Origin of the sequence: Brevundimonas sp., from assembly GCF_052436175.1 — a bacterium.
In the GTDB taxonomy this organism is placed as follows: Bacteria; Pseudomonadota; Alphaproteobacteria; order Caulobacterales; family Caulobacteraceae; genus Brevundimonas.
Map to the genome: position 1 here is coordinate 1 of NZ_JBQVNM010000065.1, position 15,937 is coordinate 15,937.

General features: G+C 67.9%; 15 protein-coding genes and 1 pseudogene. 6 read left to right on the forward strand and 10 right to left on the reverse strand.

Going from position 1 to position 15,937, the window contains the following annotated elements; all coding sequences use genetic code 11:
* A pseudogene (locus ACT6QK_RS12665) lies at nucleotides 1-320 on the reverse strand (primosomal protein N'); the annotation flags it as partial.
* Between the two features lie 30 nt (nucleotides 321-350).
* Here ACT6QK_RS12665 and fsa point away from each other — a divergent pair.
* The 4 genes from fsa to ACT6QK_RS12685 all read left to right on the forward strand — a co-directional run bounded on the left by fsa (nucleotide 351) and on the right by ACT6QK_RS12685 (nucleotide 3,772).
* Complete coding sequence (gene fsa, locus ACT6QK_RS12670) at nucleotides 351-1,004, forward strand: fructose-6-phosphate aldolase (protein WP_444598181.1); 654 nt, start codon at nucleotides 351-353, stop codon at nucleotides 1,002-1,004.
* Nucleotides 1,005-1,152: 148 nt separating this feature from the next.
* Entirely contained in the window at nucleotides 1,153-1,767 is a 615-nt protein-coding gene (locus ACT6QK_RS12675; RefSeq protein WP_444598195.1) for a DUF484 family protein, read from the forward strand.
* Nucleotides 1,749-2,687 carry a tyrosine recombinase XerC gene (locus ACT6QK_RS12680; protein ID WP_444598182.1) on the forward strand — a complete coding sequence of 313 codons (939 nt, stop codon included), beginning with the start codon at nucleotides 1,749-1,751 and terminating at the stop codon, nucleotides 2,685-2,687. The genes ACT6QK_RS12675 and ACT6QK_RS12680 overlap by 19 nt, the downstream gene beginning before the upstream one ends.
* A gap of 68 nt (nucleotides 2,688-2,755) precedes the next feature.
* Nucleotides 2,756-3,772, forward strand: a complete 1,017-nt coding sequence (locus tag ACT6QK_RS12685) for a retroviral-like aspartic protease family protein (RefSeq protein ID WP_444598183.1) — start codon at nucleotides 2,756-2,758, stop codon at nucleotides 3,770-3,772.
* Nucleotides 3,773-3,785: 13 nt separating this feature from the next.
* On the opposite strand, the gene lpdA is transcribed toward ACT6QK_RS12685, so the two are convergent.
* Both lpdA and ACT6QK_RS12695 read right to left on the reverse strand, forming a co-directional pair.
* Complete coding sequence (gene lpdA / locus ACT6QK_RS12690; protein WP_444598184.1) at nucleotides 3,786-5,192, reverse strand: dihydrolipoyl dehydrogenase; 1,407 nt, start codon at nucleotides 5,190-5,192, stop codon at nucleotides 3,786-3,788.
* 190 nt (nucleotides 5,193-5,382) lie between these two features.
* On the reverse strand, nucleotides 5,383-8,220 hold the full coding sequence (locus ACT6QK_RS12695; RefSeq protein WP_444598185.1) for a TonB-dependent receptor: 2,838 nt from the start codon (nucleotides 8,218-8,220) through the stop codon (nucleotides 5,383-5,385).
* Between the two features lie 247 nt (nucleotides 8,221-8,467).
* Between ACT6QK_RS12695 and ACT6QK_RS12700 the strand changes: the two genes are divergently transcribed.
* Nucleotides 8,468-9,571: a phytase gene (locus ACT6QK_RS12700; RefSeq protein WP_444598186.1), complete on the forward strand. Its 1,104-nt coding sequence runs from the start codon at nucleotides 8,468-8,470 to the stop codon at nucleotides 9,569-9,571.
* 16 nt (nucleotides 9,572-9,587) lie between these two features.
* On the opposite strand, the gene ACT6QK_RS12705 is transcribed toward ACT6QK_RS12700, so the two are convergent.
* From ACT6QK_RS12705 to ACT6QK_RS12730, 6 genes are all read right to left on the reverse strand, one after another.
* Nucleotides 9,588-10,328 (reverse strand): TMEM175 family protein, encoded by a 741-nt coding sequence (locus tag ACT6QK_RS12705; protein WP_444598187.1) that lies wholly within the window; start codon nucleotides 10,326-10,328, stop codon nucleotides 9,588-9,590.
* A 291-nt stretch (nucleotides 10,329-10,619) separates the two neighbouring features.
* On the reverse strand, nucleotides 10,620-12,065 hold the full coding sequence (gene dnaA, locus ACT6QK_RS12710) for a chromosomal replication initiator protein DnaA (RefSeq protein WP_444598188.1): 1,446 nt from the start codon (nucleotides 12,063-12,065) through the stop codon (nucleotides 10,620-10,622).
* A 453-nt stretch (nucleotides 12,066-12,518) separates the two neighbouring features.
* Nucleotides 12,519-12,788: a 30S ribosomal protein S20 gene (gene rpsT, locus ACT6QK_RS12715; protein WP_444598189.1), complete on the reverse strand. Its 270-nt coding sequence runs from the start codon at nucleotides 12,786-12,788 to the stop codon at nucleotides 12,519-12,521.
* 143 nt (nucleotides 12,789-12,931) lie between these two features.
* A complete protein-coding gene (locus ACT6QK_RS12720) occupies nucleotides 12,932-13,504 on the reverse strand; it encodes a cob(I)yrinic acid a,c-diamide adenosyltransferase (RefSeq protein ID WP_444598190.1) in 573 nt (190 codons plus the stop codon).
* Nucleotides 13,505-13,510: 6 nt separating this feature from the next.
* Nucleotides 13,511-13,717 carry a twin transmembrane helix small protein gene (locus tag ACT6QK_RS12725; protein WP_444598191.1) on the reverse strand — a complete coding sequence of 69 codons (207 nt, stop codon included), beginning with the start codon at nucleotides 13,715-13,717 and terminating at the stop codon, nucleotides 13,511-13,513.
* Between the two features lie 51 nt (nucleotides 13,718-13,768).
* Nucleotides 13,769-14,281 carry a GNAT family N-acetyltransferase gene (locus ACT6QK_RS12730; RefSeq protein WP_444598192.1) on the reverse strand — a complete coding sequence of 171 codons (513 nt, stop codon included), beginning with the start codon at nucleotides 14,279-14,281 and terminating at the stop codon, nucleotides 13,769-13,771.
* 70 nt (nucleotides 14,282-14,351) lie between these two features.
* Between ACT6QK_RS12730 and ACT6QK_RS12735 the strand changes: the two genes are divergently transcribed.
* The gene (locus tag ACT6QK_RS12735; protein ID WP_444598193.1) at nucleotides 14,352-15,488 is read left to right on the forward strand and encodes a hypothetical protein; all 1,137 of its coding nucleotides are present in this window, start codon (nucleotides 14,352-14,354) and stop codon (nucleotides 15,486-15,488) included.
* A 163-nt stretch (nucleotides 15,489-15,651) separates the two neighbouring features.
* Here the strand turns inward: ACT6QK_RS12735 and ACT6QK_RS12740 are convergent.
* Nucleotides 15,652-15,937, reverse strand: a 286-nt coding sequence (locus tag ACT6QK_RS12740; RefSeq protein ID WP_444598194.1) for an adenosylhomocysteinase, incomplete at its 5' end; no start/stop codon positions are given.

A 15,937-nucleotide genomic window follows, 5' to 3' on the forward strand; every position in this document is an offset into this window, starting at 1 on the left:
GGCCGGGGACGCGGCGCCCGGAGTCCCTTCAAGGCCGCCGAGGCCATCTCGCCCGGCGCGCTCAGGGTCCAGCGCGCCGCCCACGCGACGAAGTCCACCGTGCGTTTCGGCAGGGCGGGGGCGTCGAGCCGACTGTCCACCGCCTTCAGCCGCCGGTTCGATCCCGTCGTCTCGCGCACCTCCGACACTATCCCGCGCATCAGGCGCGGCCCCAGCGGCACGGCGACCTGATCGCCGCGCGCGAGAGCCAGCGTTTCCGGAACCTCGTAGTCGAAGGCCTCCGGCACCGGCAGGGGGATGAGGACAGACGCGACTTTCACCCGCGGGGGGTCTCCGCTAGAAGCAGGGGCATGAAACTCTTCCTCGACACCGCCGACGTCGCCGTCATCAAGGAGATGCTGCCCACCGGGATGGTGGACGGCGTCACCACCAATCCCACGCTGATCGCCAAATCCGGTCGCAACATCGCCGAGGTCATCGCTGAAATCTGCGCCCTGGTCGAGGGGCCGATCTCGGCCGAGGCCGTGGCGACCGACTACGAGACCATGGTCAAGGAAGGCGACAAGCTGGCCGCCATCGCCCCGAACGTGGTCGTGAAGCTCCCCCTGACCTGGGACGGGCTGCGCGCCGCGCGGACCTTTACCGACAAGGGGATCAAGACGAACGTCACCCTCTGCTTCTCGGCGGCCCAGGCCCTCTTGGCCGCCAAGGCAGGCGCCACATTCATCTCGCCCTTCGTGGGTCGGCTGGAAGACCACGGCGCGGACGGCATCGCCCTGCTGGAGGAAATCCGCGTCCTCTATGACCTGCACGGTTTCGAGACCCAGATCCTGGCCGCCTCCCTGCGCAACACGGCCCATGTCTCGGCCGCTGCCGTCGCGGGATCCGACGCCGCCACCCTGCCGGCCGACACTTTCAAGGCTTTGGTCAAGCACCCGTTAACCGACAAGGGTCTTGATCAGTTCCTGGCCGACTGGGGCAAGACCGGCCAGTCCATCCTGTAGTTCCGCGACCGGCGCCCCGGCCGTCGCTCATCGAGACGCCGACTTGAGCGAGCCCCGCGACCTGTTCGCCGACCTTGAGACACCGGAAACGGAAGCGCCGCAACGCGCCTGGCCGGAGATCCGCGACTGGCTGCAAGCCCATCCACAGATGTTGCTGGACGATCGCTCCCTGCTGGAGGAGATCGGCCTGCGCCCGCATGGCCGCAACGTCGTCGAGTTCGGCGCCACGGCCCTGGCGCGGCTGGAGGCCGTGGTCGAACGCGAGGCCGGCGCCCGCAAGCAGATCGAGACCGTGGCCCGAGCCAATTTCGCCGCCCAGACCCAGACCCATGTGGTCGCTCTCGACATTCTCGAATCGCGTAACCAGTCCGATCTGGCCCGCCGTCTGGACGCCGCCGCCGCCGCCCGCTTCGGCCTCGCCGGCGGGGCGGTCGCTCTGGAGAAGCCGGGCGGTATCCCCTTCGGCTGGCGACCGCTGGAAGCCGGCGACATCGACGCCCTTCTGGGCCCTGACGGCCTGCACTGGCTCGGGCCGCCGATCGCCGGGCTCGACCTGTTCGGCGCCGCCGCGGAGGGGGTCAAGTCCGTCGCCCTGATCCGCATGGCGCCGATGTTCGCCGGAGCCGAAGGCGCACGCCCTGCCCTGTGCGCCTTCGGCTCCAGCGATCCTCAGGGCTTCACCCCGGCCATGGGCTGCGAACTGGTCGCCTTCATCGCCCGCGTCGTCGAACGCACGGCCGAACGATGGCCGATCCTGAACTGAACGCCCGCCCAGCCCACCAGGCCTTGGGCGCCTGGCTCGTCCACCTGTCGGATGAGCGTCGGCTGTCTCCGCGCACGCTCGAAGCCTATGGCCATATCGTCCGCCTCTATCTCGGCTTCCTCGACCGTCATCGCGGCGAGGCCCTGAGCGCGGCGGACCTGGGTTCGGTCACGGCCGCCGAGGTCCGCGCCCATCTGGCCGAGCGGCGGTCCGGCGACCACCCGCTGAACGCGCGTTCGCTCAGCCAGACCCTGTCGGCCATTCGCACCTTCCACGTCTTCCTCGACCGCCGCTGCGGGGTGGCGACGCCCCAGCTGGCCCTGGTGCGGGGGCCTAAGGTCAAGCCCTCCCTGCCCCGCCCGGTCACGGCCGATCAGGCGCGCGGGCTGCTGCAGGAGCCGGACGCCGACCCCGACGTGGAGCCCTGGGAGGCGGGGCGGGACCGGGCGGTCCTGACCCTGCTCTACGGCTGCGGCCTGCGGATTTCAGAGGCCCTGTCTCTGACCCGGGCCGACGCCCCCCTGCCCGAAACCCTGCGGATCACCGGCAAGGGCGGCAAGACGCGGATGGTCCCAGTCCTGCCCGCCGTGCGGACGGCGGTGGAGGACTATCTGGCGCTCCAGCCCTTCGTCATGACGCCCGACGATCCCCTGTTTCGGGCGAAGCGCGGCGGCGCCTTGAGCCCGCGCCACGTCCAGGCGACGGTGCAGCGGCTGCGCGGACGGCTGGGCCTGCCCGCCTCCGCCACGCCCCACGCCCTGAGGCACAGTTTCGCCACCCATCTGCTGGGCGCCGGCGCCGACCTGCGGTCGATCCAGGAGCTGCTCGGCCACGCCAGCCTGTCCACGACCCAGAAATACACCGCTGTGGACGCTGCCCGGCTGATGGAGGCCTACGCCGCCGCCCATCCGCGCGGATAGGCCGCACGCTCCTATGTGCGGCGGCCCCAAAAGGGCGTATTCTGGGCCGAACCCGCTGGGAGGCGGTCATGATACGCTCCGGCTCAAGGGACGATCGCAGCATCCTTGATCGGCGTCGTCTCAACGCCGGACTGGTGGCGGTCGGTCTGGGCGGATGCGGCCTGGTCCCCTCGGCTTCTGCCGCACAGGGCCTCGATCCGGGTTCGATAGCCACGCCGGACGCGCCTTCACCCGAAGCCCTGCGGGCCAATCTCTTCACCCGCATGTCGGTGCAGGGCCGTGTCAACGGCGCCGGCCCCTATGAGTTCGTGATCGACACCGGGGCGACCCGCACGGCCGTGTCGGAAGAAGTGGCGGCGGCCCTGGCGCTTCCGGAAGGACCGAAAGCCCTGGTCCACGGGGTCACCTCGGCCCAGACCGCGCGCACCGTCCACATCGAACGGCTGGACGTCGCCGGTCGCAGTTTTCATCAGATGGAGCCCTGCGTCTTCCCGCGCGCCGTCTTGGCGGCCGACGGACTGCTGGGGCTTGACGCCCTGTCCGGTTTTCATTTGGAACTCGACGTGACGCGACGCTCCGTCTCCCTCACGCCGTCGGGGCCTGACCGGGTCACCTTCGGCCGCCTCGTCCCATCGCGTTTGAACGGGGTGGAGTTCGCCCGGAGCCGCAAGGGGCGCTTCGGTCAGCTGATCCTGCTGAACGCCAGGGTGGAAGGCGTGGAGACCGACTGTTTCGTCGACAGCGGCGCCCAGTATTCGATCGGCAATCCGGCCCTGTTCGACGCCGTGGCCGAGCGACAGTCGCGGCTGACGGCGCTCAACCCCATCCGGGTTTTCGGCGTCACCGGTCAGGTGCTGGAGGCGACGCCGGCCGTCGTCTCCCGGCTGGACATCAATCGTCTGCGGCTGGGACCGACCCGGCTGCTGTTCGCCGACCTCCACGCCTTCGGCGCCCTGGGCCTCGACCAGGGGCCGGCCCTGCTGATCGGCGCCGATCTGCTCAGCCGCTTCTCGCGCGTGTCTCTGGACTTCGGCCTGTCGCGGATGAATTTCGGACAGTTGCGCCGGGCGCCCGTGCAGGGCTGACCCGAGGTGGGGCTCAGGCCTGCATGGTCCAGCCGTCCACGCCCATGGCCGCCTGTTTGACGGCTTCCGAACGGGTCGGGTGGGCGTGGCAGGTGCGGGCGATGTCTTCCGACGACCCGCCGAAGGCCATGGCGATGCAGGCCTCGCCGATCAGTTCGCCCGCGGACGGGCCGAAGATGTGGACGCCCAGAACCTTGTCCGTCGTCGCGTCGGCCAGCACCTTCACGAAACCCTCGGTCTCGTGGTTGATCTTGGCGCGGCTGTTGGCGGTGAAGGGGAACTTGCCCTTCTTGAAATCGACGCCCGCGGCCTTGAGCTGTTCTTCGGTCTTGCCGACCCAGGCCACTTCCGGGCCGGTGTAGATGACGCTGGAGACCAGGTCGTAATCGACGTGGCCCGCCTTGCCGGCGATGTATTCGATGACGGCGACGGCCTCTTCCTCGGCCTTGTGGGCCAGCATCGGGCCGTGGGTCACGTCGCCGATGACCCAGACGCCGTCCTTGCCGGTCTTCAGGTGGTCGTTGTTCAGGAAGCCGCGCTTGTCGGTCTCGATGCCGACCGTCTCCAGACCCAGCCCGGCCGTGTAGGGACGACGGCCGATGGCCACCAGCACCACATCGGCCGTCAGGGTCTCGGCGGCGCCGCCCGCTGCGGGCTCGATGGTCAGGACCACCCCGTCCTTGGCCGCCTTGGCCGAGGTGACCTTGGTGCCCATCTTGAAGGTCATGCCCTGTTTGGTCAGACCGCGCTGGAAGGCGGTGGCGACCTCGGCGTCCATCCCGGCGCCGACCTTGTCGAGGAACTCCACCACGGTCACCTCGGCGCCCAGACGACGCCAGACCGAGCCGAGCTCCAGCCCGATCACGCCCGCGCCGATGACGATCAGCTTCTTCGGGATCGCCGGCAACGACAGGGCGCCGGTGGAATCGATGATCTTGCCCTCGACGAAATCCACGCCGGGCAGGGGGGTGGGCTCCGAACCCGTGGCGATGACGATGTCCTTGGCCGTCAGGGTGGTGACGGTTCCGTCGGCGGCGGTGACCTCGACCTTCCCGGGGCCGGCGATCTTGCCCTTGCCCTTGATCCAGTCGGCCTTGTTCTTCTTGAACAGGAACTCGATCCCCTTGGTCAGGGCGGTGACGCTTTCGGCCTTCTGCTTCATCATCTGCGGCAGGTTGACCTTGGGAGTCCCCACGTCGATGCCCAGCGTGCCGAACTCCTTGTTAGCCACCTCGAACAGCTCCGAGGCGTGCAGCAGGGCCTTGGACGGCATGCAGCCGACGTTCAGGCAGGTGCCGCCCAGGGTGTCGCGCATCTCGACGCAGGCGACCTTCAGGCCCAGCTGGCCCGCGCGGATCGCGGCATTATAGCCGCCCGGCCCGCCGCCGATGATGACGACATCGTAGGAAGCTTCAGCCATGGGAGTGTCCTCGGGATGGATCGCGCGCGCGGGAGATGAAGGCGCGGCCGATACCTAAGCCCTGGCCCGCCGGGGTCAACCGTCGATCGCCAGAAACCCGTTGCGCGCTCGCCTGTCGGGTTTGGCCTTCGGCAACAAAAAGGGCCGGGTGTCGCCGCCCGGCCCTCTCCTGTCCAACGCTCTCGGTCGATCAGAGCTTGAAGCGGACGCCGACGAAGACGTTGTAGCCGAACTTCTCGTACTCGTAGGTCCGCTCCTTGGAGCCGTAGTAGCGAACGCCGGCGCTGTCGGTCAGGTTCTTGGCCTCGCCGAACACCTCCACCCCGTTGCCGAAGTCATAGCTGGAGGTGAAGTCCAGCTGGCCGCGGCCCTCGACCCACAGGTCCAGGCCCGGACGGGTCGCGTCGATGGCTTCCAGGAAGTCAGACCGGTGGGTGTAGGAGACGCGGGCGCTGAACCCGGCCTTCTCGTAGAAGAGGGCGGCGTTGTAGATCGTGTCCGACTGGCCCGGCAGGGTGAAGGTGTTGCGCCCGGCGTAGCTGGCGGCGGTTTTGATCTCCGCATCCGTCATCGTGTAGTTGGCGAATACGCCGAAGCCCGACGCCCAGCCCGGCAGGAAGTCGAAGGTCTGCTGCCAGTTGAACTCCACCCCCGCCAGGTGGCCGTCGGGGGCGTTGAGGGCCTCGGTGTAGACGGCCTGGGTGATCGTCGGGGCGGTCGGGTCCGTGTAGGGCGTCGCCGTGTTCAGGGTGAACCGGTAGTCCGACAGGTCCTTGTAGAAGGCGTTGACTGAGATCACGCCCAGAGGCTTCAGATAGTATTCCAGACCCGCGTCGATGTTGTTCGACAGGGCGGCCTCCAGGTTCGGATTGCCGCGCGCGAAGGTGACGGTGTTGCCTTCGGTGGTTTCCAGAACGCGGGGCACGATTTCCGAATACTCGGGCCGCGAGATGGCGCGCGTCAGGGCGAAGCGGCCGATCAGGTCTTCACTGAAGCTGTGGCGCAGGGTCAGGTTGGGGAAGACATCCGTCCGGTCCTTGTTGATCGAGGTCAGGACGCCGACCGTGCCGTTGCGCGGCACGACCAGGGCCGAACCGTCGAAGTTGGTCTGCTCGACGCGCAGACCGATCAGGACGTTGGTGGCGCCGATGTCGAACTTGGCCTGTCCGTAACCGGCCAGGATGTCCTCATTGGCGGTGTAGTCGGCGCTGATCGACTGGGGCAGGCGACGCGCGGCGGCGTTGGTCGAAACGGCGCGGACGGAGTCCAGATAATCGCTGACCAGATCGTGGTCGAACTTGACGCCCAGGTCGTAGTCGTAGTTGCGCGACGGACGGGTGCTCAGCAGGGGCGCCAGCAGACCCGGATTGACCGGCGCCGTCGTGGTGCGGTCGCGATAGCGCTCTTCATCGGCATAGACGTCGCGGGTCGCGTATTTGGCGCCGAACTTCAGCGTCACGTCGCGTCCGCCGATGACGGTCGGCAGCTCGAGGTTGGTCCTGAACGAGACGTCTTCCTGCTCGGTGTCGTTGGAGCGGTAGGTGTTCTCCCGGAAGCTGTAGTTCGTCGGGGTCGAGTAATAGGTCGAGGCGAACGGCGAATAGGTCGGGGCGTAGTGGTCGGTGGTGTCATAGCTCAGGGTCACCGACCCCGAGCGATAGACCAACTCGTCACGGTGCGGATAGGTCTGTTCCGAGCGGGCCCAGGCCAGGGTCGCGTCCAAGACCGCGCCGTTGGCGAAGCTGTATTCGCCGCCGCCGTTCAGGGTCGTGATCTTGTTGTCCTGCTCGCGGTGACGCAGGGCCTTGTAGATCCGGGCGCCGGTGAAGGTGGCCGTCCGGTCGGTCGAGCCGGCCTGCAGCGTGCCGTCCGAATAGGTGAAGCGCAGGGTGTCGCGGTACTCGTTGTCGTTGAACTCGGCGAACGAGCCCTTCAGCCAGGCGCGGGTGCTGTCGTTCGGACGCCATTCCAGGGCGCCGGTGATCGCGTGCCGGGTCCGCTGCGTCTCGTAGTCCTTGAACAGGGTTTCGTCGATCGTATAGCGGTTGGTCGTGGCGTTGTAGTTCCACGCGTTCTCGACGTTGTCGGGACGACGGTTGGTCTCCGAATAGCTCAGCGAGACCAGGGCGCCGAAGGTCTGGTTCGGGCCGAAGACGTTGGAGATCGTCGCGCCCGCGCGGGTGTCCGAGCCGCCGTAGTCGTTGTAGCTGCCGCCCGCATAGGCGCTGAGGGCGAAGCGGCGCTTGTCGAAGGGCGAGCGGGTCTTGATGTCCACGGCGCCGGCGATGGAATCGGCGTCCTGGCTGGGACGCAGGGTCTTGGAGACCTCCACGGTGGAGACGATGTCCGAGGGCAGGGTGTCCAGATCGACCGCGCGGGTCGTGGGGGACACAGCCGGGACGGCCACGCCGTCGACCGAGACGGCGGTGAAGGCGGCGGGGGCGCCGCGCACGTTGATGTAACGGCCTTCGCCCTGGTCGCGCTGGATGGCGATGCCCTGGACGCGTTGCAGGGACTCCGCGACGTTCGGGTCGGGATAGCGGCCGATGGCGTCGGCCGACAGGACGTTGAGGGTGCCGTCGGCATTGCGCTGCTGGTTCAGCGAGCGGGCGATGCCGTCGGTGATCACGCCGGTGACCACGATGTCCTCGACCTGGGTGGCGTTGGCGTCGGCGGTCGCACCCATCATCACCTCGATCGAGGTCGGGGCGCCCGAGGCGATGGTGACCGACTGCGAGGCGTTGGGCAGGCCGAGGTAGCGCACATCCAGCGTCACCGATCCGGCGCTGAGACCCGACAGGGTGAAGGCCCCCTGCGTATCCGTGACGGCGCGGCGGCCGGTCTCGCGCACGATGATCTCGGCGCCGGGAAGGGCCGAACCCGAGCCGCTGGTGACGCGGCCGTACAGGGTCTCGCCGGCGGCGGGCGCCTCGGCGTTGACGGCGACGGGCGCGGTTTCGGCGGCGAGGGCCGCTCCGGCGAAGGCGAGCGGCGCGATGGCGGCGCCGAGAAGAAGAGCCAGTTTCATTGCATGATCCCCATGCGGTCCGGCGACGTTTCGCCTCGACCGTTCCGGCGCCGCTTAGCTCGCTGCGGCAACGCCCCGGCGACGGTTCCGCGACGGCTGTTCTGCGATTTCGGTGCGGCCTCATGACAATCGGTCCCGGTGCGGAGCGACCGTCATGGAGATGACGCCGGATCGTCATTTCGCTGCCGTTGACCCTCGTGGTCGTTGCGTGGTCTGGCGCGCCGAACGCCGAAATCAGGAGGCCCCGATGGCCCGCTTTTCCGCCCTGCTCGCCGCCGCCTCCCTGCTGACCCTGACCGCCTGTGCGACGCACGAGGTCGACTATCAGGGCGAGGGCGAAGGCGTCGTCGGACAGGGGGCGCCGGTTCACGCCGTACTGGAAACCCCTTCGGTCGGCACCGCTGGTCAGGATGCCGCCGACGATCCGGCCGTCTGGGTCGCCGCCGGCCCGGTCTCGGTCAAGGGTCGCACGGTCAACGGCTTCGTCGCCGGCACTGACAAGAAGGCCGGGCTCTACCTCTATGATTTCGACGGCCAGATCCTGCAGTTCCTGCCCGAGGGCCTGCTGAACAACGTGGATGTGACCGAGGGCGTCAGCGTCGGCGGCAAGCCGATGGTGGTCCTGGGCGCCAGCGATCGCACGCCATCCAAGACCGGGGTGTCACTCTACCTCTATGATCCCGCCGCGACCGACCCCCAGAACGCCGTCCAGCCCTGGGGCGCGATCGGCACGGATGTGGTGGAGCCCTACGGCTTCTGTTTCGCCAACCGCGCGGGCGGCGTGGACGCCATCCTGGTCGGCCATGAGGGAGAGGTGCGCCAGTTCGCCCTGACCGCCGGCGCCGACGGCAAGCCGGTCGCCCGTGAGCTGCGCCGGTTCGACATCGGCACGATCTCGGAAGGCTGCGCCGCCGATCCCGAGACCGACGCTCTCTATCTGGCCGAAGAGAATGTCGGAATCTGGCGCTATGGGCTGAACCCGGCTTCGGGCGCGACCCGCACCCTGATCCAGCCGATCGCCGCCGACCGGCTGGTCGCGGATGCCGAGGGGCTGACCATCCTCAGGGACGGCCCGGCCCGATATCTGATCGCCTCCAGCCAGGGCGACTCGACCTTCCCGGTCTGGCGCATCGACGGCGCCGCGCCCGAGTACAAAGGCCGGTTCGTGGTGGTGGACGGAAACGGCGTGGACCGGGTCACCGGCACCGACGGTCTGGACGCCCTGGGCGGCTTCGTCTCGGATCAGTTTCCCGAGGGCGTCGTGGTCATCCAGGACGACGTCAACGACGTGGGCACCCAGAACTTCAAATACATCGACTGGCGCGCCATCCGCGCGGCTCTCGGTCTCTAGGTCTCAGGCGAGGTTCTCAGGCCAGGGTCTCGGGCGCCGGCCGTTTGGCGCCTTTCAGCAAGCCTTGCCCTGTCCGGCGCCGGTGCACCAGATTGACGAAATAGAGGCCGACGGGGATCAGCCAGTAGGCGAAGCCCGGCGCCCAGGGCGCCACCCGCATCGGAATGGCCCAGGCCAGGGCGGCGGAGAACAGGCCCGCCAGGGTGATGAAGCCCCAGATGGCGCGCGCCTCGGCGGCCTCGTCGCGATCCTCCTCCGCCAGGCCGGACACGGCGCCCCGCTTCAGGGCGTGGCCGTAGAGCAGGAAATAGAGCCAGCACAGCACCGCGAAGCCGACGCCATAGATGGTGTAGATGTCGCGCAACTGCTCGTAGGAGCGGATCACCTCCCGGCCCGGAAGCCGCCCCCCGGAGAAATAGGACGCCCCCGCCTCGGTCAGCAGCCGCAGGGGGAAGACGTAGATCAGGATCATGAAGACGATCATCAGGCTGAGGGTCGCCGACCAGCTGTCGCGGATGGGGGACAGCCGCCCGAAGTTGCGGTGACCCAGCCAGAACATCACCACCAGGCCGAACCCGCAGGCGAAGGCCGGGATCCGGCCCATGGCGCGCAGCAGGTCGTTGAACCCGTTCAGCGGCTCGGCCCCGGCGATGATCAGCAGGGTCACGGCGAAGGCGAAGGAGGCGTCCACGAAGGCGTCCAGCCTCTGGGTCTCCACCGGCCGCACGGCGGCCTTGGTGCGATCGTCGTCGGTCATGCCCCGCCTCCCGGAGGAGACCCTGACGCAAAGCGCGGACCGTAGCAATGCGAGGCGGCCGGCTGCGGGGCTGTCGAAACCTGACCCTGCGATCGGTCAGTCGATCAGGACCCCGAGCGTCACCAGGATCAGAAGGCCCAGCGACACCACGCCCAGCCAGACGAGCCAAGGCTCGATATGATCATTGTTTTTCATGACGGCCCCCACAATGGGGCGCGCCTTTGCCCCCAGGAGCGTCCGACATCAAGGCCGAAACGCCCGGGGCAACAGTCGTTTACAATCCGGGGCCGGTCACCCGCGCAGCTTGCGGGTCAGGGCCTCGACGTCGCGGGCGATCTGGTCGTCAGTCGGCAGCAGTTCCTCGATCTTGCGCACGCCGTGCAGGACGGTGGTGTGATCCCGCCCGCCGAAGCGACGCCCGATGTCGGGATAGGAGCGGGTGGTGTGCTGCTTGCACAGATACATGGCGATCTGGCGCGGGCGGGCGATGGCGCGGGTGCGGCGCTCGCTCAGCAGGTCGGCCTGCTTCATGTTGAAGTGCTCGGCGACGGTCTTCTGGATCTCGTCGACGGTGATGCGGCGCTCGGGCCCGCCGCGCAGGGCCGAGCCCAGCAAACCTTGCGCCTCGTCCACGCCCAGGGAGGCCAGACGCGGCCCGGCGGCGGCGGCCAGGGTGTTGATGGCGCCTTCCAGCTCACGCATCGAGCCCGGGGTGCGGTCCACCAGATGCTCCAGAACCTCGCGCGGGGCCTGGCCCGAGACGACGCCCATCCGCGCGAAGGCCGTCAGGCGGTTCTCGGCCACGGCGATCTTCAGCGCCCGGTCGGCGGGCTCGACCGGGCAGGTCAGGCCGGCGGCGAGATGGCTACGCAGACGCGGCTCGACTTCGGACAGGGCGGTGGGGGCGCGGTCGGCCGACAGGACGATGCGTTTGCCGTCCTCGATCAGGGCCGTCAGGGTCGACAGGAGCTCTTCCTGGGTGCTCGCCTTGCCGCCCACGAACTGGACGTCGTCCAGCAGCAGCATGTCGGCGCTCCGCAAGCTTTCCTTGAAGGCGGCGGTCGAGCGGTCCTGCATGGCGCGCACGAAGGTCGACAGGAAGCGCTCGGCGGTCAGATAGATGACCTTGGCGTCCGGGCGCAGGCGCTGGGCCTCCCAGGCGATGGCGTTGAGCAGGTGGGTCTTGCCGTAGCCATAGGGGCCGCAGAAGAAGATCGGGTTGAAGTGGCCGTCGGCCCAGGCGGCCGTCTGGCGGGCGATGGCCAGGGCGAAGGCGTTGCCCTGACCCTCGACGAAGCTGTCGAAGGTCAGACGTTCCTGCAGACCGGCGGCGCGGACGGCCCGGGCGCCGTCGGCGACGGGGGCCACAGTGGCGACAGGCGAGGCCGCAGAAACCGGTGTCGGCACGGGAGCCGCAGCCGCTGCGGCGGCGAGCGCGGCCGATGTGGGCGCCGAGCCTAGTTCCGCGCGGCAACGGACCTCCAGGCGACGCGACAGGCCGTCCAGACCCAGCCAGAGTTCGTTCATGCGGTTCAGGGCGTTCTTGCGCACCCAGTCGCGCGCATAGGCGGTCGGCGTCACCAGGATCAGCCGGCCCGAGCCGTCGGCGCGTACGGCGGACGGCGCGATATAGGAGCTGAACGGCCCCTCGCCGATCTCGGCCCGCAGTCGTCCCGCCGCCTCGGTCCAGATGTGGTCCGGATCCGTCATGTTCGCCACCGAAACGCCCCCGCTCATGTCCGCACAATCCCCCCGAAAATCGGAAACATGTTGAACGCAGGGATCGGCGGATCAGGGACGACTTCGCCGGTCCCGCGAAGCCGGGCTTCAGCAGGTGGGCTGGGTCACTGGATCAGACGTCTCCCGCCGGCGCGCGACATACTCCCGCCCGCCGCCTTCATCCGTGTGGGGATGGAAGTGCGTTAGAGGCCAAAACTTACGCCGGGGACGGGAAGGGTCAACGCTGATTCTTGCGCTGATTCGAAGTTAAATTGGTTGACTCGGCTAAAGGCGGATCAGGCTTGAAAAAATGCCGGTTTTAGTCCGGTCCGGCGCCAGAATTCCGCCCTGGCGAACCAGAGCCACTTATCCGCACACGGCGAAACGGCGAGAGAGCAGATGCTTTCTCGCCGTTGAAATCATTGGATTTTCGCGTGACAGGCGTGTGACAGCCTGCGGAAGTCGCCTGGATCAGGCGGCCGACAGCTTCTTCAGCTGGGCGGCCAGACGGCTGACCTTGCGCGAGCCGGTGTTCTTGTGAACCACGCCCTTGGAGACGGCGCGCATCAGCTCGGACTGGGCCTCGACGAAGGCGGTCTTGGCGACGCCGGCGTCGCCCGCCGTGATCGCTTCCTGGAACTTGCGCAGATAGGTGCGCACGCGGGTGCGGCGCGCCTTGTTGACTTCGGTGCGGGCGGCGATCTTACGGATCGCCTTGCGGGCGCCGGCGTTGTTGGCCATCGATAAACCTTCGGAACGGAAAACGCCGCAGACCACACGTCCACGGCGCGGAAATCTCTAAGAGCGCGCGGCTATAGCCGAAAGCCTCAGGTGGATCAAGGCGAGGCCGCAGGATTCCGACATGGGCCTCAACGATCGGGATGTCAGCGGGTGGCGCCGGGCCGCCATTTGACGTCGCCGGCGCCGTTGGCGTTGGCCCGTCGGGCGGCGACGAACAGATGGTCCGACAGCCGGTTCAGATAGCGGACGGCCTCGGGCGTCACGGCCTCTCCCGCCTCGACCAGACGGATGGCCTCGCGCTCGGCCCGTCGCGCCACGGTCCGCGCCAGATGCAGATGGGCCGACAGGGGCGAACCGCCGGGCAGGATGAAGCTGTCCAGAGCCTTCAGGCTCTCGTTCATCCAGTCGATCTCGGCCTCCAGCCGTTCGATCTGGGAGGCGACGATGCGCAGGGCCTCCCATTTCGGCGCGGGCTCCAGCGGCGTGGCCAGGTCGGCGCCCAGGTCGAAGAGCTCGTTCTGGATCCGGCCCAGCATGGCGTCGATCCGGTCGTTCTGCCCCGAATGCAGCCGGGCGACGCCGATGACGGCGTTCAGCTCGTCCACCGCGCCGTAGGCTTCGACCCGGGCGTCGGACTTGGACACTCGCCGCCCCGTCGCCAGCCCCGTGGAGCCGTCGTCCCCGGTTCGGGTGTAGATCTTGTTCAGCACCACCATCGGCCGTCAGCCCGGATGCGTGGATTTCCACCACATGCCCGCCACCAGAAGCGCGATGGCCAGGGCCTGCAGCGCCACCCTCAGCCGCATCAGCTTGTTGGAGTTGGATCGGGCGTAGTCGCCGCCGCGATACAGGGAATAGATGCCGAACCCCAGGGTCACGGCCACGGCGCCGATGGCCGCCAGGATCAGGACGTTGAAGAGGTTTTCCATACGCCTCTTCTAGGCCCGGTCAGGCCAGGACGCCAGCCACAGCCGCCGGCCTCAGGCGGGCGCGTCCTTTTGACCCGAGAGGGGACCGACGTAGCGCATGGCCACGTCGCAGCGCTGATAGCGCGCGCCGTAGTCGCGCATGATCTCCGCGTCGTGGACGAAGCCCGCCTTCTCATACAGATGGATGGCGGCGACGCAGCGGGCGTTGGTCAGGAGATAGAGGGTCTCGGCTCCCCTGTCGTGGGCGCGGCGGATCATCGCGTCCAGCAGGAACTCCCCGGCCTTTCGACCGCGCGCGCTTTCCCGTACCCCCATCTTGGTCAGCTCGAACCGGCCCTCGCCCGTCTTCTGCAGGGCGCAGGCGCCGACGACGCCGAGGCCCTCCGCCTCGACGAACAGGATGTCGCCGCCGGGGTCGATGATGCGCGCGCGGGGATTCTCCAGGACGTCCCGATCGGTGTCCTCCAGTGCGAACATCGTCCGGATCCACTCGGCGTTGATGTCGTGGAAGTCCGTCGCCAGATCGTCGCGCCAGTTCAGGATCTTGAGGTCTGCGAAGGTCATGGATCGCAGCTACGTTTCGTTCACCCTATCGGCAAGGGGAATGCTCATCATTGATCGTCATGGTGAAGCCGTGACCGATCGTTCCTTTCGCAATCTGAACCACCTGGAGAAGTCGGCCTCGACGGCGCGGCTGCTCAACCTGCTGCGTGTCGCGCGCGAGCATGAGTTCTCCGAGGACTGGATCGAGCATCCCCTTTTCCAGACACGCGCCCTGAACCAGTCCCTGGTCATCAAGCACCGTCTGCGCCGCGATGAGCTGGACCTGTTTCGCGGGCGTCGACACATCTCGACAAAGATCGTCCTGCCGATCGATACCACCGACCTCAAGGCCGGCGGGCGCTACTTCTTCGTCAACGAGATCGCCTTTGAGCGGATGATGAAGGGCGCTTTCGGCATCGGCCCCGACCACCCCGACATGGTGCTGATGCGGTTGATCGACGAACTGCCGTCGCTCGATCCCTTCCTGTTGCGTGAACAGTTGCGCCGCCACGGGCACGACCCCGCCGCCTGCTATTTCGGGATCAGCGACAGCGATCTGGACCGCATGATGACCTTCGTCGAGCGCGAAATCGGGCCCCTGGTCAACCTGACCGTCGGCGGCGGAAAGGCGGCGGCCGGTTCAGCCCAGAAGTTCGCGTCCAAGATCCTGTCCAACGATCCCGGCGACCGGATGGAGGCTCTGGGCGTCACCCTGAACCTGGCTCCGGAACAGTATCATGAGGGTGTCTTCTGCTGGAAAGGCTTCCTCTACTACAAGTGGAGCCTGGGCGAGCTGCTGCCCGACGCGCTGAAGGTGGCCGAGGCCGTTTCGAAGGTGAAGCCGCACGGCCAGGTCACGCCCAACATCCGCGCCTACCTGGCCCACAGCCGGGAGTCGCTGCGGCGTCGCATCCTGGCGGCCTGCCGGTCGGTCTCGACCAAGCTGAAGATCTATGACGAGGCCTATGCGGCCCTGACCGTGCGAGCCAATCCCAACGCCTTCCGCGACTTCCTGCTGGAGGCGCCGGCGACCTTCCGCACGCTCGGCGAGCAACTGGGCGTGCTGCAGCACATCGTCAGCTACTGGAACTTCCGCTTCGGCCCTGACGCGGGGCTGATCTCGGGTGAGGAGCTGATGGACGTGCTCATGGACTTCGAGGCGGGCCTGGCCGGTCGCGACGACCCGGCGCCCGAACCGATGATCGACCGGGCGGCCATGGCCGCCTGAGGCCGCCTCCTTGGGCCGCGGTCGTCGGCCCACCGGGACCTCCCGACCCGGCGCGGCTCAAGTTGCAAAAGGCCCCGGATCGCTCCGGGGCCTTTGTCATTCAAGGGCATGCGCTCAAGTCGTGAGCGACCGCGTCGCGAACATAGCGCGACGCGTCAGCGCCTCAGTACCTGTAGTGATCCGGCTTGAACGGGCCCTCGGTCGGGACCGAGATATAGTCGGCCTGTTCCTTGGACAGCTTGGTCAGCTTGGCGCCCAGCTTCTCGAGGTGAAGCATGGCGACCTTCTCGTCCAGGTGCTTGGGCAGGACGTAGACCTGGTTCTCGTACTTGGACTTATTGGTCCAGAGTTCGATCTGGGCCAGGGTCTGGTTGGTGAAGGAGGCCGACATCACGAACGACGGGTGGCCCGTGGCGTTGCCCAGGTTCACCAGACGGCCTTGCGACAGC

Bases quoted from the DNA above. Each gene is read 5' to 3' on its own strand.
- ACT6QK_RS12675 (WP_444598195.1), top strand. From the start codon at position 1,153: ATGTTGCTGGACGATCGCTCCCTGCTGGAGGAGATCGGCCTGCGCCCG.
- ACT6QK_RS12685 (WP_444598183.1), top strand. From the start codon at position 2,756: ATGATACGCTCCGGCTCAAGGGACGATCGCAGCATCCTTGATCGGCGT.
- ACT6QK_RS12730 (WP_444598192.1), bottom strand. From the start codon at position 14,281: ATGACCTTCGCAGACCTCAAGATCCTGAACTGGCGCGACGATCTGGCG.
- ACT6QK_RS12680 (WP_444598182.1), top strand. From the start codon at position 1,749: ATGGCCGATCCTGAACTGAACGCCCGCCCAGCCCACCAGGCCTTGGGC.
- lpdA (WP_444598184.1), bottom strand. From the start codon at position 5,192: ATGGCTGAAGCTTCCTACGATGTCGTCATCATCGGCGGCGGGCCGGGC.
- ACT6QK_RS12720 (WP_444598190.1), bottom strand. From the start codon at position 13,504: ATGGTGGTGCTGAACAAGATCTACACCCGAACCGGGGACGACGGCTCC.
- dnaA (WP_444598188.1), bottom strand. From the start codon at position 12,065: ATGAGCGGGGGCGTTTCGGTGGCGAACATGACGGATCCGGACCACATC.
- ACT6QK_RS12700 (WP_444598186.1), top strand. From the start codon at position 8,468: ATGGCCCGCTTTTCCGCCCTGCTCGCCGCCGCCTCCCTGCTGACCCTG.
- ACT6QK_RS12695 (WP_444598185.1), bottom strand. From the start codon at position 8,220: ATGAAACTGGCTCTTCTTCTCGGCGCCGCCATCGCGCCGCTCGCCTTC.
- fsa (WP_444598181.1), top strand. From the start codon at position 351: ATGAAACTCTTCCTCGACACCGCCGACGTCGCCGTCATCAAGGAGATG.
- rpsT (WP_444598189.1), bottom strand. From the start codon at position 12,788: ATGGCCAACAACGCCGGCGCCCGCAAGGCGATCCGTAAGATCGCCGCC.
- ACT6QK_RS12725 (WP_444598191.1), bottom strand. From the start codon at position 13,717: ATGGAAAACCTCTTCAACGTCCTGATCCTGGCGGCCATCGGCGCCGTG.
- ACT6QK_RS12705 (WP_444598187.1), bottom strand. From the start codon at position 10,328: ATGACCGACGACGATCGCACCAAGGCCGCCGTGCGGCCGGTGGAGACC.